General features: G+C 58.0%; 22 protein-coding genes. 19 read left to right on the top strand and 3 right to left on the bottom strand.

The genetic code is table 11. The features are described 5' to 3' along the window. Positions 1 to 72 precede the first annotated feature (72 nt). The 3 genes from ELR57_RS14155 to arfA are packed head-to-tail and all read left to right on the top strand — an operon-like array spanning position 73 to position 3,375. On the top strand, positions 73 to 981 hold the full coding sequence (locus ELR57_RS14155; RefSeq protein WP_126959746.1) for a carbohydrate ABC transporter permease: 909 nt from the start codon (positions 73 to 75) through the stop codon (positions 979 to 981). A gap of 12 nt (positions 982 to 993) precedes the next feature. Beyond that, positions 994 to 1,821, top strand: coding sequence for a carbohydrate ABC transporter permease (locus tag ELR57_RS14150; RefSeq protein ID WP_126959745.1), 828 nt, complete (start codon positions 994 to 996; stop codon positions 1,819 to 1,821). Between the two features lie 57 nt (positions 1,822 to 1,878). Then, entirely contained in the window at positions 1,879 to 3,375 is a 1,497-nt protein-coding gene (gene arfA, locus ELR57_RS14145; protein ID WP_126959744.1) for an arabinosylfuranosidase ArfA, read from the top strand. Positions 3,376 to 3,393: 18 nt separating this feature from the next. On the opposite strand, the gene ELR57_RS14140 is transcribed toward arfA, so the two are convergent. Next, complete coding sequence (locus tag ELR57_RS14140) at positions 3,394 to 4,374, bottom strand: L-lactate dehydrogenase (protein ID WP_126959743.1); 981 nt, start codon at positions 4,372 to 4,374, stop codon at positions 3,394 to 3,396. Positions 4,375 to 4,517: 143 nt separating this feature from the next. Between ELR57_RS14140 and ELR57_RS14135 the strand changes: the two genes are divergently transcribed. From ELR57_RS14135 to ELR57_RS14125, 3 genes are all read left to right on the top strand, one after another. After that, positions 4,518 to 5,417 (top strand): aldo/keto reductase, encoded by a 900-nt coding sequence (locus ELR57_RS14135; protein ID WP_126959742.1) that lies wholly within the window; start codon positions 4,518 to 4,520, stop codon positions 5,415 to 5,417. Positions 5,418 to 5,494: 77 nt separating this feature from the next. Beyond that, positions 5,495 to 5,902: a GNAT family N-acetyltransferase gene (locus ELR57_RS14130; protein ID WP_126960020.1), complete on the top strand. Its 408-nt coding sequence runs from the start codon at positions 5,495 to 5,497 to the stop codon at positions 5,900 to 5,902. A gap of 20 nt (positions 5,903 to 5,922) precedes the next feature. Continuing rightward, positions 5,923 to 6,468 carry a GNAT family N-acetyltransferase gene (locus tag ELR57_RS14125; RefSeq protein WP_126959741.1) on the top strand — a complete coding sequence of 182 codons (546 nt, stop codon included), beginning with the start codon at positions 5,923 to 5,925 and terminating at the stop codon, positions 6,466 to 6,468. Positions 6,469 to 7,281: 813 nt separating this feature from the next. Here ELR57_RS14125 and ELR57_RS27875 read toward each other — a convergent pair. Further along, positions 7,282 to 7,446 carry a hypothetical protein gene (locus ELR57_RS27875; RefSeq protein ID WP_158630036.1) on the bottom strand — a complete coding sequence of 55 codons (165 nt, stop codon included), beginning with the start codon at positions 7,444 to 7,446 and terminating at the stop codon, positions 7,282 to 7,284. Between the two features lie 76 nt (positions 7,447 to 7,522). After that, a complete protein-coding gene (locus ELR57_RS14115) occupies positions 7,523 to 8,116 on the bottom strand; it encodes a TetR/AcrR family transcriptional regulator (RefSeq protein ID WP_126959740.1) in 594 nt (197 codons plus the stop codon). A gap of 133 nt (positions 8,117 to 8,249) precedes the next feature. Between ELR57_RS14115 and ELR57_RS14110 the strand changes: the two genes are divergently transcribed. From ELR57_RS14110 to hutU, 13 genes are all read left to right on the top strand, one after another. Beyond that, positions 8,250 to 9,074 carry an SDR family oxidoreductase gene (locus ELR57_RS14110; RefSeq protein ID WP_158630035.1) on the top strand — a complete coding sequence of 275 codons (825 nt, stop codon included), beginning with the start codon at positions 8,250 to 8,252 and terminating at the stop codon, positions 9,072 to 9,074. A gap of 198 nt (positions 9,075 to 9,272) precedes the next feature. Continuing rightward, positions 9,273 to 10,841, top strand: coding sequence for a family 10 glycosylhydrolase (locus tag ELR57_RS14105; protein ID WP_126959738.1), 1,569 nt, complete (start codon positions 9,273 to 9,275; stop codon positions 10,839 to 10,841). A 16-nt stretch (positions 10,842 to 10,857) separates the two neighbouring features. Further along, positions 10,858 to 11,373, top strand: coding sequence for a metallophosphoesterase family protein (locus ELR57_RS14100; RefSeq protein ID WP_126959737.1), 516 nt, complete (start codon positions 10,858 to 10,860; stop codon positions 11,371 to 11,373). A gap of 191 nt (positions 11,374 to 11,564) precedes the next feature. Beyond that, positions 11,565 to 13,304: an ABC transporter ATP-binding protein gene (locus tag ELR57_RS14095; protein WP_126959736.1), complete on the top strand. Its 1,740-nt coding sequence runs from the start codon at positions 11,565 to 11,567 to the stop codon at positions 13,302 to 13,304. Continuing rightward, positions 13,294 to 15,156, top strand: a complete 1,863-nt coding sequence (locus ELR57_RS14090) for an ABC transporter ATP-binding protein (protein ID WP_126959735.1) — start codon at positions 13,294 to 13,296, stop codon at positions 15,154 to 15,156. The genes ELR57_RS14095 and ELR57_RS14090 overlap by 11 nt, the downstream gene beginning before the upstream one ends. 96 nt (positions 15,157 to 15,252) lie before the next feature. Further along, positions 15,253 to 15,858, top strand: coding sequence for a TVP38/TMEM64 family protein (locus tag ELR57_RS14085; RefSeq protein ID WP_126959734.1), 606 nt, complete (start codon positions 15,253 to 15,255; stop codon positions 15,856 to 15,858). A 384-nt stretch (positions 15,859 to 16,242) separates the two neighbouring features. Further along, positions 16,243 to 17,265, top strand: coding sequence for an ABC transporter substrate-binding protein (locus ELR57_RS14080; RefSeq protein ID WP_126959733.1), 1,023 nt, complete (start codon positions 16,243 to 16,245; stop codon positions 17,263 to 17,265). 97 nt (positions 17,266 to 17,362) lie between these two features. Next, entirely contained in the window at positions 17,363 to 17,827 is a 465-nt protein-coding gene (gene hutP / locus ELR57_RS14075; RefSeq protein ID WP_126959732.1) for a histidine utilization transcription antiterminator HutP, read from the top strand. Between the two features lie 13 nt (positions 17,828 to 17,840). Further along, complete coding sequence (locus ELR57_RS14070; RefSeq protein ID WP_126959731.1) at positions 17,841 to 18,605, top strand: ABC transporter permease; 765 nt, start codon at positions 17,841 to 17,843, stop codon at positions 18,603 to 18,605. Positions 18,606 to 18,612: 7 nt separating this feature from the next. After that, positions 18,613 to 19,440: an ABC transporter ATP-binding protein gene (locus tag ELR57_RS14065; protein WP_238162528.1), complete on the top strand. Its 828-nt coding sequence runs from the start codon at positions 18,613 to 18,615 to the stop codon at positions 19,438 to 19,440. 53 nt (positions 19,441 to 19,493) lie between these two features. Next, on the top strand, positions 19,494 to 20,783 hold the full coding sequence (gene hisD, locus ELR57_RS14060; RefSeq protein ID WP_126959730.1) for a histidinol dehydrogenase: 1,290 nt from the start codon (positions 19,494 to 19,496) through the stop codon (positions 20,781 to 20,783). A 200-nt stretch (positions 20,784 to 20,983) separates the two neighbouring features. Beyond that, positions 20,984 to 22,522 carry a histidine ammonia-lyase gene (gene hutH / locus ELR57_RS14055; RefSeq protein WP_126959729.1) on the top strand — a complete coding sequence of 513 codons (1,539 nt, stop codon included), beginning with the start codon at positions 20,984 to 20,986 and terminating at the stop codon, positions 22,520 to 22,522. Between the two features lie 67 nt (positions 22,523 to 22,589). Continuing rightward, the gene (hutU, locus tag ELR57_RS14050) at positions 22,590 to 24,254 is read left to right on the top strand and encodes a urocanate hydratase (protein WP_126959728.1); all 1,665 of its coding nucleotides are present in this window, start codon (positions 22,590 to 22,592) and stop codon (positions 24,252 to 24,254) included. The last annotated feature ends 7 nt before the right edge of the window (positions 24,255 to 24,261 follow it).

The raw sequence follows: 24,261 nt of genomic DNA, 5'->3' as shown, positions 1-24,261 counted from the left end.
CGGCTGCCTCCTTGGCGGATCCTCTCCGGACGGCAGCCGCCTCCCATCCAGAATAATTAGGGTGATTCTATGATGAGAAGCATACGACATTGGCTTAATGGCTGGAATAGACCCGAGAAAGCGGCTTATCTTTTCATCGCTCCCGCGTTGGCGGTTCTCCTGCTCTTCACGGTCGTCCCGCTTATCGCGACTCTGGTCATCAGCACGTTGGATATGGACGTGTTCCTCCAAGTGAAAGGATTTATCGGACTGGATCATTTCGAGCGGCTGTTCCAGGACGACAGGCTGATCGAATCCGCGAAGCACACGCTATATTTCGCGGGAATCGAGGTGCCTCTCCAGATCATCCTGGCTCTATTGACGGCGGTTTACGTGTCGCGCAACACCCGTTATCGCAAGTTTCTCCGCTCGGTTTATTTCGTGCCGTCGATCTGTTCCTTCACCGCGATCGGGATCGTGGCTTCGTTCCTGCTCGATCCGCAGACGGGCGTCTACCCGAGTTACTTGGAGAATTTGGGTTTGCCTAGGCTGGAGTTCTTCCGAGATCCATCTTGGGCGATGCCCTCCGTAATCGCCTTGACGGCATGGAGAAGCTTCGGCTACAGCATGATCATTCTGGTCGCGGGCATTCAATCGATTCCGGAGTCGTATTACGAAGCGGCTCAGTTGGATGGAGCGGGGAAGGCAAAGCAGTTCTTCGCGATCACGATCCCGATGCTGATGCCCTCTCTGAGCTTCTGCGTCATCACGACGACGATTGCGGCCATGCAAGTATTCGATCAGATCTTCGTTACGACGCAGGGAGGGCCCTTGAACAAGACGGAGACGATCGTCGGTTATATTTACAATACCGGCTTCAAGATGGCGCCCTACGATTTGGGCTATGCTTCGGCCATCTCCGTTCTGTTGTTTGTCGCGATCATGGCGATAACCTTGCTCATGAATCGGTATTTTCTCCGCCGCGAAGCGGACTTGGCTTAGGGGGTCATCCATATGGCAGAACGTTGGACATGGGGCAGAATGGTTGGGTGGCTGGCCGCCGCGGCGCTGCTGATCGCGGTTCTGCATCCCTTTATATGGCTGTTTATCGCGGCATTCAAGCCGGAGAACGAATTTATGACATTTCCTCCGACCGTATTCGCCAGCCGCTACAGCTTCGATTCATTCGTCAAAGTGTGGGACACGATCCCGCTGATGGCTTTTTTTCGCAACACGATGATCTTCTCCGTTGGGGTCATGGTCGTTTCGGTCTTCCTGGATTCGATGGCCGGCTATGCGTTCGCTCGTCTGCGCTTTAAAGGCAACAAGGCGCTTTTTACCCTCATTCTGATCACCATGATGGTTCCCTTTCAAGTGCTGATGATTCCGCTGTTCGTCGAGGTGTTCAAGCTGGGCATGCTCGACACGTTCTGGGGCTTGATCGTTCCTCGGGCGGCAAGCGCCTTCGGAATCTATCTGATGAGATCCTTCTTCCTCTCGCTCCCCAAGGATCTCGAGGAGTCCGGAAGAGTCGACGGCTTCAACGAATTCCAGATTTACTGGAGAATCATGCTTCCGCTCTGCAAGTCCGCGATGATTACTCTCGGCATTTTCCATCTGATGAACAATTGGAACGACCTGCTGTATCCGCTTATGCTGACGAGTTCCACGGAGATGCGCACGCTGTCCGCCGGTCTCGCCATGTTCGTCGGCCAGCGCAACATCGAATACGGCCCGACCCTCGCCGCGTCCCTGCTGGCTCTCCTGCCGTTATTGATCGTTTACGTGTTCGCGCAGAGGTTCTTCGTTCAAGGAGTCACGACGTCCGGGTTGAAGGGCTGACTCGAGAGAGCTCCAAAGATCGTTATCTTCCATTCCCATTAGACGAGGTGCGGCATCATGCTAAAGGCGAAATCGATCGTAAGCAAAGATTTTATTATTGGCCAAACAAACGATAGGCTGTTCGGCTCCTTCGTGGAGCATATGGGAAGCGTCGTGTACAACGGCATTTACGAGCCCGGTCACGGAACGGCGGACGAGGACGGGTTCCGTCAGGACGTGCTTGGCTTGGCCAAAGAATTAAATCTGTCGGTTGTCCGTTATCCGGGAGGGAACTTCACTTCGGGCTACAATTGGGAGGACGGCGTCGGACCGAAGGCGGAGAGGCCGGTTAAGCTCGACCTGGCGTGGCGGCAGATAGAGCCGAACTCCTTCGGTTTGGACGAATTCATGCGGTGGACCCGCAAGGTCGGGGCCGAGGCTATCATGACGGTGAATCTCGGGACGAGGGGCATCGACGAAGCGCGGAACCTGATTGAATATTGCAATTTCGCGCGAGGCAGCCAGTACAGCGATCTTCGGCGTTCGCACGGAGTCGAGGAACCTTATGGGATTCGAACGTGGTGCCTCGGCAATGAGCTGGACGGCGAATGGCAGATTGCGCGCAAGACGGCCGACGAATACGGCAGGCTGGCCTGCGAGACGGCGAAGGCGATGAGGTGGGTGGACCCGAGCATCGAGCTGGTCGCCGTCGGCAGCTCCGCCCGGCACATGCCGACTTTCCCCGAGTGGGACCGAACGGTTCTGATGCACACGTACGAGCATGTCGACCATCTGTCGCTGCACCATTATATCGGGAAAAAGCAGAATGACACGAAGACGTTCCTCGCCATGCCGATGGAGATGGAGCAGCAGATCAAAGATGTCATTGCGACGTGCGACTATGTGCAATCGGTGAAGAGAACCTCGAAGAAGATGAAGCTGTCGTTCGATGAATGGAACGTGTGGCGCGAGCCGGACGTGGAATACACTCCGTGGCAAACCGGCTGCCCGTACGACTGGGTGAAGTTCCATATGGAGGACGCCCTCGTGTTCGGATCGGCTCTGCTGTCCATCCTGCGTCACTCCGACCGGATCGATATCGCCTGCCAGTCGCTGCTCGTCAACACGATTCCGATGATTCTGACCGAGAAAGGGGGACTCGCCTGGCGCAACCCGACGTTCTACCCCTTCCAGCAGGTGTCCCGCTATGGGAGAGGCCAGGCGCTTCGGCTCGTGACGGATTCCCCCAAGTACGATACCTCGCTCTATACGGACGTAGAGATCGTTGATTCGGCGGCCGTATACAACGAAGAGAAGGGCGAATTGACGGTGTTCGCGGTCAATCGGGGCGAAGAGTCCGTTCGATACGATCTAGACATGCGGGACTTCGGCAGCCTATCGTTCGAAGAGCATCTGGTGATGCGTCACGAGCGGTTGAATGCGGTGAATACGTCGGACAATCCTTACGAGGTACGGCCTCAAGCCGGGGGAGAGACGACTCTGGACGGAGGCAAGGCAGAATGCGTTCTCGCGCCGTATTCGTGGAACGTCATCCGGTTTGCCGCGGCAAAGTAGAGCTTGCGAATACGCGGATCACGGGAATGGCGGCGATACGGACGTTGCGGAGGTCGCTAAGGAAGAGGCGGCCTCCCTTAGGATGGAGCAGGAGCGAAGGAAGAGCTCCTGCTCCTTCTGCGTTAGATTGAGCTCCACCAGCTCGGTGATTCCGGAGCGGGACAGGATAGCCGGCACTCCCAGGCAGAGATCGGTCTGGCCGTATTCTCCGTCCAATACGGCGGACACGGCGGTGACTTTGTAATCGTCGTTCAGAATGGAGCGCACGATGTGGGCGATCGCATTCGCGATGCCGTAGTGGGTGGATCCCTTCCGCTGCAGGATCTCCCAGCCCGCGTTGCGCGTCTTGGCGGCGATCTCGTCCAGTTGGAGTCCGCCGAAGCGCCCCGGATGCTGAGCCAGAATATCGAGCAGCGGCTTGCCGCCGATGGTGACATGAGACCAAGCGGGGAATTGCGAATCCCCGTGCTCGCCAAGTACGTACCCTTGAACGCTTCTCGGGTCGACGGGGATGTGCTCGGACAGCAGGATCTTAAGCCGGGATGAATCGATAGACGTTCCCGTGCCGATCACTCGGCTTCGAGGCAGTCGGGACAATCGCCAGACGAGATAAGTGACGACGTCCACCGGATTCGCGGCGACCACGAAGATCCCGTCGAATCCGCTCTCCATAATAATAGGAATCAACGCGGAATAGAGCTCGGCCGAGCTCTCCAGCAGGGCAAGGCGAGACCCTCCTGGAACCGGGTTCGCGCCGGCGGCCAATACGACGATGTCGGCATCCCGGCAATCGGCCGGTTCCCCGACCCGGATCTTGGTTCTCGTATGGGTGAAGTCCATGCAGTGGGACAGATCAAGAGCCTGAGCATAAGCCCGTTCTCGGGTTCGATCGATCAGGACGATCTCCTCGCAGATAGACTGGTTGATCAGGGAATAGGCGCAGCTGGAGCCTACGAATCCGACGCCGACGATCGCAACCTTACGCGTCTTGGTTGTCATGGTGACATCCTCCGCTCTCTTGTTGTTGATTAATGTATCTATATGTGATTTTCCAACTCGAGTTGAACGCGTTACGTGAGAAGGACGAACAAGAAGCTAACGTTGTGGTAAAATACAGGAGAAGAGGAGAGGAGGAGATTCGATTGGAACGCAAGCTCTTGGGGAAAACAAACCTTTCGGTCACGGCGCTGGGATTCGGTTCGATGGAGATTCGCGGTACTCGCGTCTGGAACGGAAGGCCGATCTCGGACGATGAGGCGGGTATCCTGCTGAATGCGGTGCTGGATTCGGGCATTAATTTTATCGATACGTCCTACGATTATGGCCGCAGCGAGGAATTGATCGGCAAGTACCTGCGCGGACGCCGTCAGGAATACATCCTGGCGACCAAGTGCGGCTGTACGCTCGTCGACTGCGGCGATCACGATGAGACTCCGCACGTCTGGACGCGTGACAATCTGCTGCACAACATCGAGACCAGCCTGAAGCGTATGGGGACCGATTACGTCGATCTGCTGCAGCTTCATGGACCGACGGCGGCTCAGGTTGAAGAGGGCGGCTTGCTCGACGTGCTGAAGGAGATTCAAGCCTCCGGCAAAGCGCGCCATCTCGGCATCTCCTCGTACATGCCGAACCTGGAGGCTCATCTGGCGGGGCCGGGAAACTATGAGACCTACCAGCTGCCCTACTCGGCGCTGGAGCGGGATCACGAGACTTGGATCGACCGCGCGGCGGCGACGGGTGCAGGCATCATCATTCGCGGCGGCGTCGGCCGAGGCGAACCGGGGCTTGGCTTGGGGCAGCAGGATCGCTGGCATCGGTGGGATGCCGCGAAGCTGGACGAGCTGCTGGAAGAAGGGGAGAGCCGTACGGGCTTCCTGCTTCGCTTCACCCTCAGCCATCCGAATCTCTCCACCACGATCGTCGGCACGATGAAGCCCGAGCATCTGAAGGAGAATATCCGCATCGCAGAGAGAGGGACGCTCCCAGCCGATGTTTACGCGGAGGCGAAGCGGAGATTGGATTCGGTGTCGGTAAATTAGATACAAAGGAATGGTAAGAAGTGAAGGCACAGCTAGAGTTTAGAGTAGTGGAAGCAAGCAATCCCGATCTGGCGTCGATGATCGAGCAGCTCGACGAGGATCTGGTACAGAGATACCCCAGAGAGGATATTCACGGACTGGATTTCTCGGACCCCAAGGTGGCTCAAGTCACTTTCGCCGTCGCTTACGCGAACGGAGCTCCCGTCGGCTGCGGGGGCATTCGGCCGATCGATGCCGAGAGCACGGAGCTGAAACGGTTCTTCGTCCAGCAAGCGCTGCGGGGAACGGGAACGGCCGCGCGTCTTCTCGCGTTTCTTGAAGAAGAAGCGAAGAAACAAGGCTTCGCGGGCATCAAGCTGGAGACCGGCAATCGTCAGCCGGAAGCGATCCGTTTCTACGAGAAGAACGGTTACGCTCTCATCGAACCGTATGGCGAATACGTCGGCGGCGAGTACAGCGTGTGCTTCGAGAAGCGGTTCGACTAGGGGCTGAGGGAGGGGGCGTCTTGCTTACCGTAGAGATAAGAAGACCGGAAGGCTCCGATTCGAAGGAGCTGAATGATTTCTTTCATTTAGTCCTTACGGATACCTTCGAGAAGGAAGGCATCTCCCATCTGACAGAGGACAGGGAGCAAGAATTCCAAGGCAAGCTGGATTATCTTCGTTCCGACCTGGCGTCGAATGGAAGGGATAGACGTTTCTATCTCGCTATTCATCAAGGGCGTATCATCGGGACGATCGAGTCCGGTCCTTCGAGCAAGCTGATCCGCGACTTGACGAAAGGCGAATTGGAACATCTCCCCGAGATCGGTACGATATTCGTTCATCCGGACTTTCAAGGACGCGGCGTGGCGAATCGGCTTCTGGAAGCTGCGTACCGCTGCCTATTGGGAAGGGGGATCGCCGAATTCTGCTTGGATAGCGGATATAAGAATGCCCAGCGCATCTGGACGAAGAAGTTCGGCGCTCCGGCTTATGTATTCCCCGACTATTGGGGGAACGGCACGGATCACATGATCTGGAGGAGCAGGATCGAGGCTCCGTTGACTTGAACTTGATTACACCGCCTATCGGGCGGTTTTCTTTTTGAAGGCGCCGCCGTCTAGCCAATTCGAAGAGAGCGACAGCCGATGAATCGTTAACGACCTTTTGCTGTATAACCTTTGAAAACAGCGCCGCACCTCGAACTTTATTGCTTTCATTTTCGTCCATTTTCTCAAAGAGAATGATCCCAATAAAGGACGGTGTCCCCTGTTGCTGAAGGTTCCAATCCTATTCCTTATCGCCGTTATTCTATTAGCGGGTTGCGCGTATAAGAAGGATGGCAATAGCCCATCTCAACCTTCTCCCACCCTAACGGCGCCACCTTCAACCGCAAATTCCAACTCCATCGCGTACGAGAATAATCAATACGGATTTCGGTTTTCCTTACCCTCAAGCTGGAAGGGTTATTCCATCGTCATTAGCAAGTGGGAGGGCAACGTAACGGACGTAGATTCCGCAGGCGCGAAGTCTCCGGAAACGGGCCCGATGCTAACTATTCGAGATCCTCGCTGGACCGAACAAACGCCAAGGCAGGATATCCCCGTGATGGTTTTTACGACAAGCCAGTGGGACTCGTTACGACGGGAACAATTTTCCATAGGCGCAGCGGCGGTCCCGCCGAGCGAATTGGGACGGAACGATACCTATGTTTTTGCCATTCCCGCACGTTACAATTTCGCCTACCCGCCTGGATATGAGGAAGCGGAACAGATCATAAAGGAGAACACTCCGCTTAAAGCTCTTAATTAACGCCAAAAGAAAGATCCCTTGCCAGCGCGGCTAGGGATCTTCTTCATTGTTCTTCCCGATCATTCGTCCGATCATTCGTGTCCGAGATCCGGCAGCTCCAGCTCGTCGGGAACCGCGAAGTCCTCGTTCTGCTCCGTGTACTCGTCTTGGTCGCTGCCCCATACGTAATCGTAATTCAAGATGCTGGGCTCATAGCCGTTGTCGTTCTCTTGTGCCGGCCATTCGTTCTTGTCCATTCCTCATCCACATCCTTCCCGTTACCCGGTCAATATTCCCATCGGGAAGGAAAGTATACGCGAACGTTGCCGCGCTTTATACGGAAATCTTCCCGGCCGCGAATGTCACGGCCAATTCCTTATCATGCAAGGAGAACATGGCGATCGAACAGAGCTTCCGCGCATTCTCGAGCGATGTGCCGGGCATGCCTTCGGCAAGCCAACGGCCATAGAATCCCATCGTGCCGCCCGCGGCGAAGGTGGCTTGCGCTTCGTCCCGATAGATTCGGAGGAACCGAAGCCGCAATTCCTCGGAGAGCCAGATCAAGAACCGAGAATCCTGGAATCGGTTGCGATAGAAGCACTCATAGGTACGAAAGTGCTCGCAGATGGCGATCGTCCCGGGAATGGGAAGCTTGTCCTCATAAGCCCGAATCAACTCCCGTTGGTCCTCTCCGGACAGTTTGCCTTCGTACATCGCCAGGAGCTCTCCGACGATCTCTTCGGTCATCTGCTCCAGCAAATCGAATTTATCCCGAAAGTGCAAATAGAACGTCGACCGGCTGATTCCCGCCTTGCGAACGATCGCGTGAACCGAGACTTTCTCGAACGGATGGAGGGCCAACAGGGCGAAGAAAGCCTCCTTGATCAGCCAACGCGAGGATATCGCGTTTCTCTCGGCAACGGTCATGCGACAGTTCCTCCTTTGTGAAAATGGACATTTTCAACGAGATTGACGTTTGAGTGCGCCAGAGGGACAGAGCTATGCTAGAAGGGCGATACCTTTCATGATAACAAACTCATCTTATCGGAGGCAAAATCTTATGAGCAAAGTCTATGTCATCACGGGCGGATCCGGCGGAATGGGCAAGCAGATCGCTCGTCGCCTCGGCAAGCGAGGGACGCTGCTTCTCGCGGACGTCAGCGAAGAGCGGTTGAGCCAAGCGGCAACGGAGCTTGCGGCGGAAGGAATAACGGACCTCAAGTTCCGTACCGTCGATATTACGAACGTGCAGCAAGTGGAAGAGCTAGCGTCCGAAGCCGCCAAGCTCGGCGAACTGGGCGCGGTCGTTCATACGGCAGGCTTGTCCCCGACGATGTCGACCGGCCGCCGGATCATGGAAGTGAACATGGTGGGAACGGGCTTGATCCTGAATGCGTTCTTGCCTCTCGCCGTTCCGGGATCCGTTGCAGTATGCATCTCCTCGATGTCCGCCTTTTTCGCGCCGCGTCACGAGTCGTTCGTCGAACTGCTCAAGAATCCGCTCGCCCCGGACTTCCTCGACCGCATCGAGGCGTTCACGCAGGGCAAGCCGGAAGCTTCGTACCCGATCTCGAAGATCGGCGTGCAGGTTCTCGTGGAAGAACAAGCTTGGGCATGGGGACAGAAGGGCGCCCGCATCGTCTCCGTCTCGCCGGGAACGATCGACACGCCGATGGGCAGACAGGAAGCGGAGCAGAGCGCGGCCATGAAGCTGCTGCTCGACAACACGCCTCTCGGACGCGAAGGCGAAGCCGGCGAGATAGCGGGGGCGGTCGCCTTCCTGGTCAGCGAAGATGCTTCCTACATCACCGGCACCGACATCCGCGTGGACGGCGGCACGGTTGCGCGGGTACTTAGCACCGGGGCGTTGAGAAAGCCGCAATAAAAAGCCATAGCGACTTCGAATATCGATTCAATAGCCGATTCAATAGCCGTTTCGACAAACCGCTTTCGCAAGCGGAATCGGAGCGGCTTTTTCATGAGAAAGCCGTCAGATTTTGCAACTAATCCTCCCGAAACGCGTCTATCTATTCGACTTGCAAGAATAGAATGATGAGAAGAATAGGAGATTAGAAGACGAACGATGAAGCTTAGCCATCGCATAATCCGAAGCTCGCTGCCGCTTATGTTGCTCGCCTCCGCCATCCTGCCGTTTGGACGCCAAGCGGATGCCGCATCCTCCGGGATTCAAATCCTGCTGGACGGCGCGCCTGTCATAACGGATACGGAGCCTTACGTTCTACCGAAAGTAAACCTGACGATGGTGCCGATTCGAGTCGTAAGCGAGAGCCTGAAGGCCGTCGTCGATTGGAAGCAGAGCGCCAAGACCGTGTCCATCGCCCAATCCGGCAAGGTGATCACGATGGTCAGCGGGCAGAAGTTCGCTTACGTGAACGGATCGAAGGTGCCTCTGGACGCCCCGACGGAAGTCAAGAACGGCAGAGTCATGGTTCCGCTTCGGTTCGTGAGCGAGAATCTCGGCGTTCAGGTTGATTGGAACTCGAAGACGAGAATCATCGCCTTGACCACTACGAATCCTTCTGGCGGAGGTTCGGCTGCCGATATTCGGGGCGCATGGATCTCCACCGTATATAATCTGGATTGGCCGTCAACCTCGGCATATTCCGATCCCGCGAAGCAGCAGGCGGAGTTCGCGAAGCTGCTCGACGACCTGCAAGCAGTCGGCATGAATTCCGTCTTCGTGCAAGTGAGATCGGCCGGAGACGCGCTTTACCCTTCCCAGCTCGTGCCGTGGTCGAAGGTGCTGACCGGCACGCAAGGACAGGACCCGGGCTATGATCCGCTCACGTATATGATCGAAGAAGCTCACAAGCGGGGGATGCAGTTCCATGCTTGGTTCAACCCTTTCCGGGCGAATACCGATACGACGACGAACGGGCTTGCCGCGAACCACGTGGCTCTTCAGCATCCCGACTGGATCGTGAAGTCCGGAACGGTCAGCTACATCGATCCCGGCATTCCGGATGCCCGCCAGCATATCGTGGATGCCATCATGGAGGTCGTGAACAACTATCCGATCGACGGCGTCCACCTGGACGATTATTTCTATCCGTCCGGGACCGACTTCAACGACAGCGTCTCCTATTTGGCATACAACCCGAACAAGCTGCTGACCAAGGCTGAGTGGCGCCGGGATAATATCAACCAATTCGTCAAGCTGCTGGATGACAGCATTCACAAGGCGAAGCCTCGCGTATCGTTCGGGATCAGCCCGTTCGGCGTCTGGCGCAACGCTTCCGACGATCCGACCGGCTCGGATACCAAAGCAGGCGTCACCGCGTACGACGGCATGAACGCGGATGTGAGAACGTGGATCCGCCAGGGCTGGCTCGACTATGTCGCGCCGCAGGTGTATTGGAGCTTGACGAACAAAAGCGCTCCTTACGGCACTGTGACCAGCTGGTGGGCGAACGAAGTGCAGGGGACGGACGTGAAGCTGTACATCGGCCATGCGGCCTATAAAGTCGGAACGACGGAATCGGGCTGGCAATCCGCACAGGAAATCATGAATCAATTGCAATATAATAAGAAGCATGCGGTAATTCAAGGGGATTTGTACTTCAGGGCGAAGGAGCTCTTGAGGAATCCGCTCGGGCTCGCGGATCTGCTCCGCGGCTATTACGTCAACTGATCGGAGGAGAGGCGCCGTGAAGCTCGGAATCGTCTCGGACACCCACATGCCCAGAATGGCGAAGGAGCTGCCGGAACCGCTTGTCCATGCGTTCCGCAAGGTGGACGCGATTCTTCATGCCGGGGACTGGACCGACCTTCGCATTCTGGAGCAATTGGAGAAGCTGGCGCCGGTCTACGGGGTTGCGGGCAACAACGACGGCACGGACATCGTGAAGAAGTTCGGCTACCGCAAAATCCTTCAGTTAGGCGGGGTATCCATCGGGCTGGTGCACGGGCACGGGGACGGCGGACGAACGGCGACCGAGACGAGAGCTCTTCGCGCTTTCCAGAACGACCCGGTGGACGCCATCGTTTACGGACATTCGCATCTTCCCGTTCTGAAGCGCGTGAACGGCCTGCTCGTGTTCAATCCCGGCTCGCCGACCGACAAGAGACGGCTCAGCCAATTCTCGTTCGGATTGATGAAGATCGAGGAAGGCCGGATCCAGGCGAAGCACGTGTACTATAAGGATAAGAACGTCCGGCTTTGAATAGAGCGGATGGAGACAATCCGACGCGTCCATCCGGCGCGGACATGGACAAGCCTGGCCGAAGCTTAAGTTGTTAAATACTTACCGCCGCTTTAAAATAGAAAGCGTGTGGTTGACCGAACTCGAAGAGACCGCTCCCGTGCGGTTTCTTTGCCTTATTCAGGCTTTACAAGGAGCGGATATCCGAACTTATGGGCTATCGAAGGAAGTACATTCGCCGCTATGGCGTGCCGTTCAGCTTATCGTTCCTGCTTGTCGCGGGCGAAGCCGTCTGCGATCTGCTGCAGCCTACTTTCCTGGCCAGGATGATCGACGAGGGCGTCTCCAAGCAGGATTTCGGCACCGTGCTGCGGATTGGCGGCTTGATGCTGCTCGTCACGCTGATCGGCGCCTTGATGGCCAGCGGCCGAAACATCGTGTCCAGCCGAGTCTCGCAAGCGTTCGGAGCGGAGCTTCGCTCGGACTTGTTCCGCAAGATCCAGTCGCTTCCGCTGCGCAGCCTCGATCGCTTCGATCGAGCCTCCTTGGTCACCCGGATGACCAACGACGTCACGCAAATCCAGAACTTCGCGAACGGAATGATGCGGATCTTCGCGAAGGCGCCGATTCTTGGAATCGGCAGCTTGGTCATGGCGTTGAGCCTGAACCTGGAATTGAGCCTTGTCCTCGTGATCGTAGTGCCGGTCGTCGCCATTCTGATCTCTATCAACTTCAAGATCGGCTACCCGTTGTTCTCCAGGGTTCAAGCCTCCCTGGACAAGCTGAACAGCCGCATGCGGGAATATCTGGCCGGCGTTCGGGTCGTGAAGGCGTTTAATCGATACGAGGAGGAGACGGGCAAATTCGAGCGCTCCAACGACGAATACCAGGCCCGTTCCCAGAGAGCCATGAGGATCATGGCGTTCTTCAATCCGTCGATTGTCCTTATCGTCAATCTCGGCATCGTCGGCATCCTCTGGTTCGGAGCGAATCGGGTCGACGAAGGAAGCATGCAGGTCGGCCATATCGTGGCGTTCGTCAATTATATGACGCAGATCCTGTTCTCGCTCATGATGATGTCGATGGTCATCAACATGCTCGTCAGGGCACGGGTATCCGGCGGACGCCTGGCGGAAGTTCTAACTCTGCAAGATAGGGACGAGTGGCAGCCTCAAGCGGAAGAGCAAGCGGCGGAGAAAGGAAGCGTCGAATTCCGCGAAGTCTCGTTCTCTTACGAGGGCGATTCCGGCGAGCCCGTCCTGAAGGGGATCGATCTGAAGATCCTGCCGGGGCAGACGGTCGGGGTCATCGGTTCGACGGGCTCGGGCAAAAGCACGCTTGTCCAGCTGATACCGCGTTTCTATGAAGCTACCGCGGGCATCGTGGCGATGAACGGGGTCGACGTGCGCAAGCTCGATCCTCGTTGGATCCGCGAGAAGGTAGCGGTCGTTCCGCAGCGGCCGGTTCTCTTCACGGGAACGATCCGCAGCAACATTCAGTGGGGCAACGAATCGGCTTCGGAAGAGGAGATCGCCGGCGCGGCGCGCTTGGCGGCCGCGGACGACTTCATTCGCGCGCTTCCGGACGGCTACGAGACGAAGCTGGGACAAGGCGGGGTCAACCTGTCCGGCGGGCAGAAGCAGCGGCTCTCCATCGCGCGGGCGCTCGTCCGCAAGCCGGAGATTCTCATTCTGGACGATTGCACGAGCGCGGTCGACGTGACGACGGAATCGGCCATCAAGGCGTCGCTGCGGCAATACGCCCAAGGCATGACTTGTATCATGATCGCCCAGCGGATCACGTCGGTGATGGATCTGGATCGGATCGTCGTGCTGGATCACGGCGAGATCGTCGGAAGCGGCAAGCATGAGGAGCTGCTGCGGGATTGCCGAATCTATCAGGAAATTTATCACTCCCAGATCGGCAAGGAGATGCAAATCTATGGCGCTTAACGAGACAAGGCCCGATGCCGGAGCCGGCCGCGCCGATCCGCCTCCGGTCACGATCGGCGCGAATCGGGGACACGGAGGCCGCCGCGGCGCGGTTCAGAAGCCCAACAATTTTCAAGGAACCCTGCGGAGGCTCTGGACGTATATCGACAAGGAGCGTCGGTGGCTCTCCATCGTCTTCCTGCTTATCTTGGTCGATTCCGCTATCTCGTTATCGGCTCCTTATCTGATCGGGGAAGCCGTCGATGCGATCCTCGGCAAGGGACAGGTCGACTTCGGTTATCTGGAGATCGTCTTGATCGCCTTGGTTACGGCCTATGCCGGAGATGCCGGGTTGACGTTGATGCAGGGGTGGATGATGGCGGGAATCTCCCAACGGATTCTTCACCGTCTGCGCAGCGCCTTGTTCGGCAAGCTGCATAGGCTGCCGCTGGCTTACTTCGATACGAGAAGGCACGGCGAGATCATGAGCCGATTGTCCAACGATATCGACAATGTCAGCACGACGATCTCCCAGACGACGTCGCAGCTCATGTCCGGCATCATCTCCGTCGTCGGCTCTCTTATCCTGATGCTGATTCTCAGCCCGGTGCTTACGCTCGCGAGCCTGGTCACGGTTCCGCTCGTCTATCTGCTCGCGAAAACGATCTCGCGCCGTACCCGGTCTCTGTTCAAGGAGCAGCAAGTCCAACTCGGCTCCTTGAACGGCCATATCGAGGAGACGATCACCGGGATCGACGTCGTGAAGGCATTCAATCGCGAAGAGAAGGCGGTCGAGCAGTTCGAGGAAGTGAACGCCAAGCTGCGGGAGACGGGAACCAAGGCGCAGATCGTATCCGGCTTCCTGATGCCCCTTCTCGGCGTCATCGGCAATCTCGGCTTCGCCGCCGTGGCGATCGTCGGCGGCGTGCTGGCCGTTCACGGTCACATCACCATCGGGATCATCGCCAGCTTCATCGGCTATTCCCGTCAATTCGTCCGCCCGTTGAACGATATCGCCAACGTCTTCAACGTGCTCCAATCCGGCCTGGCCGGCGCGGAGCGGGTGTTCGAGGTGATCGACGAGGACGAAGAGAAGAACGACGCTCCCGATGCGGTTCCGTTGAAGGAGGCGCAAGGCGAGGTTCGCTTCGAGAATGTGAGCTTCGGCTATCGCGCGGACAATCCGATTCTCCGGGATGTCAGCTTCGCGGTGCCCGCCGGTTCGAGTGTCGCGCTTGTCGGCCCGACGGGAGCGGGGAAGACGACCATCGTGAACTTGCTTACGCGATTCTACGACGTGAACGAGGGACGCATCCTGCTGGACGGCAGGGACATCCGGGATTACACCCGCGACAGCCTGAGAAGCAGCTTCGGCATCGTACTGCAGGATACGTATTTGTTCTCGGGTACCATCGAGGAGAATATCAAATACGGCAGGCCGGAAGCGACGGACGAGGAGATTCGCCGCGCGGCGGAGGCCGCCAACGCGGATGCGTTCATCCGCAAGCTTCCGAATCGTTATCGGACGCAATTGACGGAGAACGGAAGCAACCTCAGCCAAGGGCAGCGGCAGCTTCTCGCCATCGCGAGAGTCGTCCTGGCGAGCCCTTCGATTCTTATTCTGGACGAAGCGACGAGCAGCATCGACACCCGGACGGAGCTTCATATCCAAGAAGCGCTGCTTCGCGTCATGCAAGGGCGGACGACCTTTATCATCGCCCACCGCTTGAGCACGATTCGGGATGCGGATACGATCATGGTGATCGACAAGGGGGGCGTCGTCGAACGGGGCTCGCACGAGCAGCTCGTGCAAGCGGGGGGCGTATACGCCCGAATGGTTCGCAATCCGTTGACCGGCGCGGATGGGGAGTAAACGGGAGAATCCGCATGTTAATGTTTGGAATGGAATAACGTGTTAGAATGATATAGGAAATAGCAGGTCGAGGAAAGAAGGTTAGATACTGCAAGCATGAGCGACCTTATTAACGATAGTATCGATTGGCTGCTCGCTACGCTTGGCCTGAGCGGCTACAATGTTGTGCTCGTCACTCTGCCGCTTGCCATTATTCAGGGCTTCCTCGGTATTTTTCCTTTCTCGACGCTTATTTTTCTGCATATCTCCGCTTTGGGGGTTGCGGGAGGAATGCTGATGAGCTGGCTTGTCAGCATCGTATCCTCGATCGTCGTCTATGCCTGCTGCCGATACTGGTTCGCCGATTGGTTCGATCGCAGGCTGCAGCGGCATGCGGGGCGTTACGCCAAGTGGAAGAAGTACTTCGAGAACTACGGGATATGGACGATCATCGTGCTCCGAACGATTCCTATCGTTCCGAACAACGTGATCTCGTTCTTGGCGTCCGTATCCGGCGTCAAACCGTGGCCGTATACGATCTCCACGCTGGTCGGCAATCTGTCGCACATCGGCTTGTTCAGCATTATCAGTTCTTCGATCCTTTTCCCGGACAAAGATATCGGCCTGCTCACCAACTCGTACATCGCGTTCTGCGTGCTGTTGCTCACCATCTTCGGCGTAAGCGAGCACCGGAATCGGTCGCGAAGGCGTAGAGCCATGTAGTCATGTGATATTAACTAACGCACAAACGTGTCGATATGGGATTAAATGCTTAATTATTCCTCACTAGGCCTAAATGAGGCCTGGATTATTCGTCAAATGTAATAAAAGTTAACATTAAGTTATTGACAAGCCTACAATGCGCGATTAGAGTATAAATAAGCGCTATATAGTCCTTAGTTTAAAGAATGTGCCTTTGATTAACAGGAGTCTGTCTTCCTGTTATCAAGCACATTTTATTTTTTTAAGGGGGGAGTTGCCGGCCTAATTGCCAGGTATGCACGGAGCAACGAGGGGGAGGCGGAAACGCCGCGACTCGAAACGAACAGCCAAGAAGCCTTCGCAACCGGTTAGGTACTTCGACAATCTGGGAATGGAGTGGAGCATGTGCAAAAGAAAAAATGGTTGACGACGGCAGTTACGGTGATGGCGATGGCTCTGCTGTCCGCTTGCGGCAGCAACGGCAGCAACAACGGGGACTCGGCGGCAAGTCCGAGCGCCAGCGCTTCCGCGAGCGAGGCCTCTTCCGAAGAGGTTCTCAGCTTCAAGATGGGGGTCGAGCCGTGGGTCGGCTACGCTCCGTGGTGGATCGCCGCCGAAGAGGGAATTTTCGAGAAATACGGTCTGGACGTCACGGTCGTCAACTTCAATCAGGATTCGGACATCAACGCCGCATTCGCTTCGGACAACATCAAGGTCGCGAACATCGCGGCGCACACGGCAATCAAGATGGTCGGCAACAACGATCTGAACCTGAACGGCATCGTGCTGCTCGACCAATCCCGTACAGCCGACGCGGTTCTCGCAACGGGCAGCGTCAAGAGCGTCGCCGACCTAAAGGGCAAGAAGGTCGCCTTCGAAGAAGGCACGACGTCCGACCTTCTGCTGCGCGAAGCGCTCAGCGACAACGGCATGACGATCGACGATGTCAAAGTCGTCTACATGCCGGCTTCCGACGCCGGTCTCGCTCTTCTCTCCGGCAAAGTGGACGCGGCTGTCACGTATGAGCCATACATCTCCACCGTCAAGTCGAAGGGCGATGTGCAACTGATCTACTCCGGCGAGAACGCTCCGGGTCTAATCAGCGACGTCGCGGTAATCAAGGCAGACTACCTCGCCGAGCATCCGGAAGTGAAGGACAAGCTCAAGCAGGTATGGGACGAGACTCTCGCTTACTGGAACAGCAACCAGAAGACGGGCGACAAGATCGTCGCCGAGAAGAGCGGCCTCGACGCAGCCGATCTGCCGGTCATCCTCGAAGGACTCGACTACTTCACGTCGGCCGATCAGACGGCGCTTGCCGATTCTGGCGACTTCCTGAAGACGGCGGGCAGCATTCAGACGATTCTCACCGAGCAGAAGGTGCTGGACAAGCAAGTCGATCTGGAGCAAATGTTCCAGCTGAAATAATCGTATTTATAAGAGAAGGCATAAGAGAAGAGCAGGCAGCGTTTCGCCTTCCTCCGAGAGGGGGGGCGGAACCGCCGGAAGAGAGGGGAGCGGAAGGATGGACAGCGAATCGGTCTCTAAGTTTCCCGTCGGCAAGCTGGCGATTCTGCTCGCCGTGCTGCAGGATCACGAATGGCGCAGAACGGTCGAGCGGGGGCTCATCGCCGAAGGCTATCGGTTCACGATCGGCCGGGTGGGAGCCATGGACATGATGAAGGTCATTGCCGCGATCGAGACGGCGGCGAAGAACAATCGCATTATCGACAGCGAATCGTACCGGGAAGTGCACGCGGTGTATCACGCCATCATCGAGGCTCTGCAAGGCGTGGGCCGGGGCGAGGTGCAGTTCGGCAACATTCTCCGGACGGTCGGCCTTACGTTCTCCATCGTCAGAGGCAAGTTCTCCGGCGGCCCCGTGGAGCACGAGGGGGATTGGATCGCGGTCGCGATTTACGGAACGATAGGAGCACCCAAAAAAGGCTTTGAACACGAAACCATCGGCTTTGGTTTTAATCATATTTAGGTGGGCGATGCACTTGCGAAAATATACGCTAATATCATTGGTCAGCATCCTTGTCGTTGTCGCGGTCTGGTCGATCGTCACCTATTCGAACATGATCGATCCGCTGTTCCTGCCGACCCCTGGCGGCACGCTTAACGCGCTGGGCGAAGAGATCGGGGAAGGCATCTTCTTCCGCGACGTCGGCGTCAGCTTCTACCGAATTCTGATGGGCTTCGTTATCTCCACGATCTTCGCGGTGCCGATCGGCATGATGATGGCGACGTCGCGTTCCTGGCAGGCGATCTGCGAGCCGATCGTCGCGCTGATTCGCTACATGCCGGCCGCCGCCTTCATTCCGCTGTCGATTTTGTGGTTCGGCACTTCCGATATGCAGAAGTTCTTTATTTTGTTCCTCGGCGTGTTTTTCCAAGAAGTGATTATGATCGCGGACAACTGCAAGACGGTCAACAAGTCGCTGCTGGAAGTCGGCCACACGCTCGGCTTCAGCAAAGGCGAAACGACCCGCAACATCGTGTTCCGCGCGGCGCTGCCGGGCATGATGGATACGTTCCGGACGACGTGGGGCTGGGCTTGGACCTATCTCGTCGTCGCCGAGCTCGTTGCCGCTTCCGACGGCCTTGGCTTCCGGATCATGCAGGCGCAGCGGTACCTGGCGACCGACCGGATCGTGCTCGGCATTCTGGTCATCGGCCTGTTCGGGCTCATTACCGACCAATTGTTCGGGCTGCTGTACCGCAAGATGTTCCCGTGGAAAACGTTGGAGAAAGCGAAGGGGTGAGACGGTGATGGCGATGCAATGGGCGGAGGAGCAAACGGAAGCAAGGGGAATTATGCTGCTCGCGAATAACGTCACGAAGACGTTCATGAGCAACAAGAAGGAGATCACGGCGCTCGACCGCGTTCACCTCTACATTAATCAAGGTGAGTTTATCTCGCTGCTCGGCCCTTCCGGCTGCGGCAAGTCAACCTTCCTGCGGCTGGTGGCCGGTCTCGATTCCATGACAAGCGGATCGCTTGAGTTGAATGGAGCTCCGATCGTCGGAGCGGGTAGAGACCGCGGCGTCGTTTTCCAGCAATACAGTCTGCTGCCATGGATGCACGCTTGGGAGAACGTCGCGTTCGCCTTGAAGAAGACGAAAGGTCTAAGCAGCGCGCAGAAAAAAAAAACGGCCTATCATTTTCTCGAATTGGTCGGCCTCAAGGGATTCGAACGGCACTATCCGGCGCAGATGTCAGGCGGCATGCAGCAGCGGGTCGCGATCGCAAGAGCGCTCGTGTATCGGCCTAAGCTGCTGCTCATGGACGAGCCGTTCGGAGCGCTGGACGCGCAGACACGGCGGGATATGCAGGATCTGCTGCTTCGAATCTGGGAAGAGGAGAAGTGCGGCGTCCTGTTCGTCACGCACGACGTCGACGAGGCGATCTACCTGTCCGACCGGGTCTATGTCATGAGCGCGCATCCCGGTCGCGTCGCGAAGGAAATCTCGATTCAAATGAACAAATCGCGGGATTGGAACGACATGCTCACCGACGATTTCGTTCATTACAAGCGGGAGATCGTCTCCGAGCTGGAGCGGCAGAAGGCGCTGAAGAAGCTGGCCGCGAACGGCTGAGAATATATGAAGGTTCAACGGAATTGGATGGCTTAGGGAGAGGTGAGTTCTACATGCTGCGAATCGTGGAGAGGCACGAGCTGAATGTCGCCCAGACGGAGGCGGCGACGGGCGCGCAGGAACGCCGCGAGGCCGTGCTGCACATTATAGAAGAAGTCCGCAGGGACGGCGACGCCGCTCTTCTTCGAATGACGGAGAAGTTCGACCGCGTCGCGCTGACGAAGCATGCCGTTCAAGATGAGGAGATCGCGGAAGCGTACCGGCGGATCGACCCGGAGGTGTTGGTTGCGATCCGGGAGGCGATCGCCAACATCCGCGATTATCACGAGCGGCAGCTGCTCCAATCGTGGATGAGAACGACGGAGTCCGGCACGATTTTGGGCCAATTGGTCATTCCGCTTGAGAGGGTCGGCCTGTACGTGCCGGGAGGAACGGCGGCCTATCCGACCTCCGTCATGATGAATGCGATTCCGGCGCTTGTCGCCGGGGTGAAGGAGATCGCCATGACGACGCCGCCTGGCATGGACGGGCATCTCAATCCGGCTGTACTCGTCGCCGCGAGCGAGCTGGGCATCGCCGAGATATACAAGGTCGGGGGGGCTCAGGCAATCGCCGCGCTGGCATACGGGACGGAGACGATCCGCAAGGTGGACAAAATCACCGGACCGGGCAACGCCTACGTCGCGACGGCGAAGCGAGAGGTGTTCGGCCAGGTCGGCATCGACATGATCGCCGGCCCGAGCGAGGTCGTCATTCTTGCCGACGAGACGGCGAATGCCGCGTATATTGCGGCCGATTTGCTCGCCCAAGCGGAGCACGATCCGCTCGCCTCGGTAACGCTCGTCACGACGTCCGCTGCGCTGGCCAAGGAGGTTCAAGAGCAAGCCGTCCGGCAGCTCGAGACGCTGGATCGCAAGACCATCGCGGCACAAGCGGTCGAACGTACCGGCGCGATCTGCGTGGCTGCCGATCTGGACGAAGCGATCGCCATCGTCAACGAGCTGGCGACAGAGCATCTGGAGATTCAGACCCGCGACCCGTTCGCCCATCTAGGCAAGATCAAGCATGCCGGGGCGATCTTCATCGGAGACGACAGCCCGGTTGCGATCGGCGACTACTTCGTCGGAACGAACCATGTGCTGCCGACGGGCCGCACCGCGCGTTTCTCTTCAGGCTTATCGGTCGACGACTTCGTCAAGAAGACGAGTGTCGTCCGCTACAGCCGTCAAGATATGCTAGAGAACGGCTGGAAGATCTCCGCGCTTGCGAGGTTTGAAGGGCTTCAAGCCCACGCTCGTTCGGTGGAGCTCCGTCTAGATGAGAGCGGCGGCATAGCGGATTGATGTAATGATAGCAGCAGAATTCGAGTAGGATTTCAGTAGAAGTCAGTAGACGTTTTAGCAGCAGGTGCAGCACTCTTCATTCGTTCTTTAGCAACCGAATTGTTCAGTCAGCCATCGGCCATATAGCGATTAGTGATTTAGAAGCCGGTACCCCCGATTTGGTATGGGCTTTTTTCATTATTCGTAAAGCAGGTGACGTTATGCTTACAACGGCCGAGATTAAAGTAACGATTGACGGACGTTCCCTGACGCTGGAGGACGTGGTGCGCGTCGCGCGGCATCGCCGCAAGGTGACGATCGACGACGGCAGCATGGAAGCGATGAAGCGCACTAGAGATTATGTTGAAAAGCTGCTGCGCGAACGCAAGGTCGTCTACGGATTGACGACCGGCTTCGGCAAATTCAGCGACACTTATATATCGGCGGAGGACGCGCGGGCGCTTCAGCTTAATCTGATTCGCAGCCATGCTTGCGGCATCGGGCGACCGTTCCCTGAGGAGACGGTGCGAGCGATCCTTCTGCTTCGCATCAATGCGCTTGCGCTCGGCTATTCCGGCATCCGTCCGGAGGTCGTGCTGCTCATGACCGAGATGCTGAATCGCGGCGTGACGCCCGTCGTGCCCGAGCAAGGCTCGCTTGGCGCAAGCGGCGATCTGGCTCCGCTCTCGCATCTGGCGCTTGTGCTGCTAGGGGAAGGCGAAGCTTTCTATCAGGGAGAGCGTCTCCCTGGAGGAGAGGCGATGGCTCGGGCCGGCCTCACGCCGATTGCGCTGGAGGCGAAGGAAGGGCTGGCGCTCATCAACGGCACGCAGGTGATGACGGCTGTCGGAGTGCTTGCCTGCTGGGACGCGAAGCGTCTCTCAGACTGGGCGGACAATGCCGCCGCGCTGACAGCCGAAGCTCTGTACGGCGTGCGCGACGCATTCGACGACGCGACGCATGCGATTCGTCCGCATCGAGGACAGCGGCAATCCGCCGCGCGGATCCGCAAGCTTACGGCGGGCAGCAAGCTGATGACCGCCCAAGGGGAGCGCCGCGTGCAGGATGCTTATTCGCTGCGCTGTGCGCCTCAGGTGCACGGCGCGAGCCGAGACGCCGTCGCCTATGTCGAAGAGAAGCTGGAGATCGAGATCAACTCCGCGACCGACAATCCGCTCATCTTCGCGGACGAGGACCGCGTCATCTCGGGCGGGAACTTCCACGGCCAGCCGATCGCGCTGGCTATGGATCACCTGGCGATCGGCGCGGCGGAGCTCGCGAACATCGCCGAGCGGCGCTTGGAGCGTCTGGTGAATCCGCATCTGAACGAGCAACTGCCTCCTTTCCTGACGGAGAACGGCGGAGTGGAGTCCGGCTTCATGATCGCACAATACGCGGCCGCCGCGGTCGTCTCGGAGAACAAATCGCTTGCGCATCCCGCAAGCGTCGATTCGATTCCATCCTCCGGCAATCAGGAGGATCACGTGAGCATGGGGACGATCGGCGCTCGGAAAGCGAGGCAGATCGTCGACAACGCGTACCACGTGCTCGCCATCGAGCTGCTGTGCGGAGCGCAAGCGGCCGACTTCCGCAACCCCGCGCTGTTGGGCGAAGGAACGGGCTGGCTGTACCGCTCCGTGCGGGAGCGCGTCCCGTTCGTGGACCGCGACCGCGCTTTGTCCGGCGACTTCCGCGTCATCGCGGAATGGATGAAGGCGACCGACTCGCTCGACGACCTGTTCGAGCTGCTAAAATTCTAAACCGGCACCGCAACCCAATGGCGGGCCGGAGATCAGCCCGACCATCTATTAAGAGGAGGACTAATCGATGAGTTTATACGCAGAAGACCGAGTGATCCGCGCGCCGCGGGGGACGGAATTGAATACGAAGGGCTGGGTTCAAGAGGCTGCGCTTCGCATGCTCATGAACAACCTGGACCCCGAGGTCGCCGAGCATCCGGAGAAGCTGGTCGTTTACGGCGGCATCGGCCGCGCCGCGCGCAACTGGGAGAGCTTCGACGCGATCGTCGCCTCCCTGCAACAGCTGGAGGAGAACGAGACGCTGCTTGTTCAGTCCGGCAAGCCGGTCGCCGTTTTCCGCACGCATAAGAACGCTCCGCGTGTCTTGCTCGCCAACTCCAATCTCGTTCCCGCTTGGGCGACTTGGGAGAAGTTCCACGAGCTCGATAAGAGAGGACTCATCATGTACGGACAGATGACGGCTGGAAGCTGGATTTACATCGGCAGCCAAGGCATCGTCCAAGGCACGTACGAGACGTTCGCCGAGCTCGGCCGCCAGCACTTCGGCGGCAGTCTGAAGGGAACGATCACCGTGACGGCCGGACTTGGCGGCATGGGCGGCGCGCAGCCGCTCGCCGTCACGATGAACGAGGGCGTCGTCATCGGCATCGAAGTCGACCGAAGCCGCATCGAGAAGCGCATCCACTCCCGCTATTGCGACATGCTCGTCGAGAGTATGGTCGATGCGATCTCCCTTGCGCTGGAAGCTAAGGAGGAGGGAAGGCCGCTGTCCATCGGACTGCTCGGCAACGCGGCCGAGGTGCTGCCTCGCATGCTGGAGCTCGGCTTCCTGCCGGACATCATCACCGATCAGACATCGGCTCACGACCCGCTTAACGGATACTTGCCGGCGGGAATGACGCTGGAGGAAGGCAAGGCGAAACGCGAGATCGATCCCGATGCTTACGTAAAGCTGGCGAAGGCGAGCATGGCTCGCCATGTCGAGGCGATGCTCGAATTCAAGGCGCGCGGCGCAATCGCCTTCGACTACGGCAACAATATCCGCCAGGTCGCGTTCGACGAAGGCGTTAAGGAGGCGTTCTCGTTCCCGGGCTTCGTTCCCGCTTACATCCGGCCGCAGTTCTGCGAAGGGAAGGGGCCGTTCCGCTGGGCCGCCTTATCAGGCGATCCAAAGGACATCCTCAAGACGGACGAAGCGGCGCTCAAGGCGTTCCCGGACAACGAAGGGCTGCACCGCTGGATCAAGATGGCGCAGGAGAAAATCGCGTTCCAAGGGCTGCCGTCGCGAATATGCTGGCTCGGCTACGGCGAGCGGGCTAAGTTCGGCAAGATACTGAACGACATGGTCGCTTCCGGTGAGTTGTCCGCGCCGATCGTCATCGGTCGAGATCATCTCGATGCCGGATCCGTCGCGTCCCCGAACAGGGAGACCGAAGCGATGAAGGACGGCAGCGACGCGATCGCGGACTGGCCGATTCTGAACGCGCTGCTCAACACGGCGTCCGGCGCAAGCTGGGTGTCGGTTCATCACGGCGGCGGAGTCGGCATGGGGTATTCGCTGCATGCGGGCATGGTCGTCGTGGCAGACGGCTCGAAGGATGCCGAGGAACGGCTGGAGCGCGTGCTGACGACCGACCCGGGCATGGGCGTTGTCCGCCATGCCGACGCCGGTTATGAGCTTGCCGTCGAGACGGCGAAGAGCAAAGGCATTCGCATGCCGATGCTCGGCTGATCGGAAG

The organism is Cohnella sp. AR92, assembly GCF_003990975.1.
Taxonomy (GTDB): domain Bacteria; phylum Bacillota; class Bacilli; order Paenibacillales; family Paenibacillaceae; genus Cohnella.
Note: the sequence above shows the minus strand (reverse complement) of the source record. Positions and strands in the feature narration are given on the sequence as shown.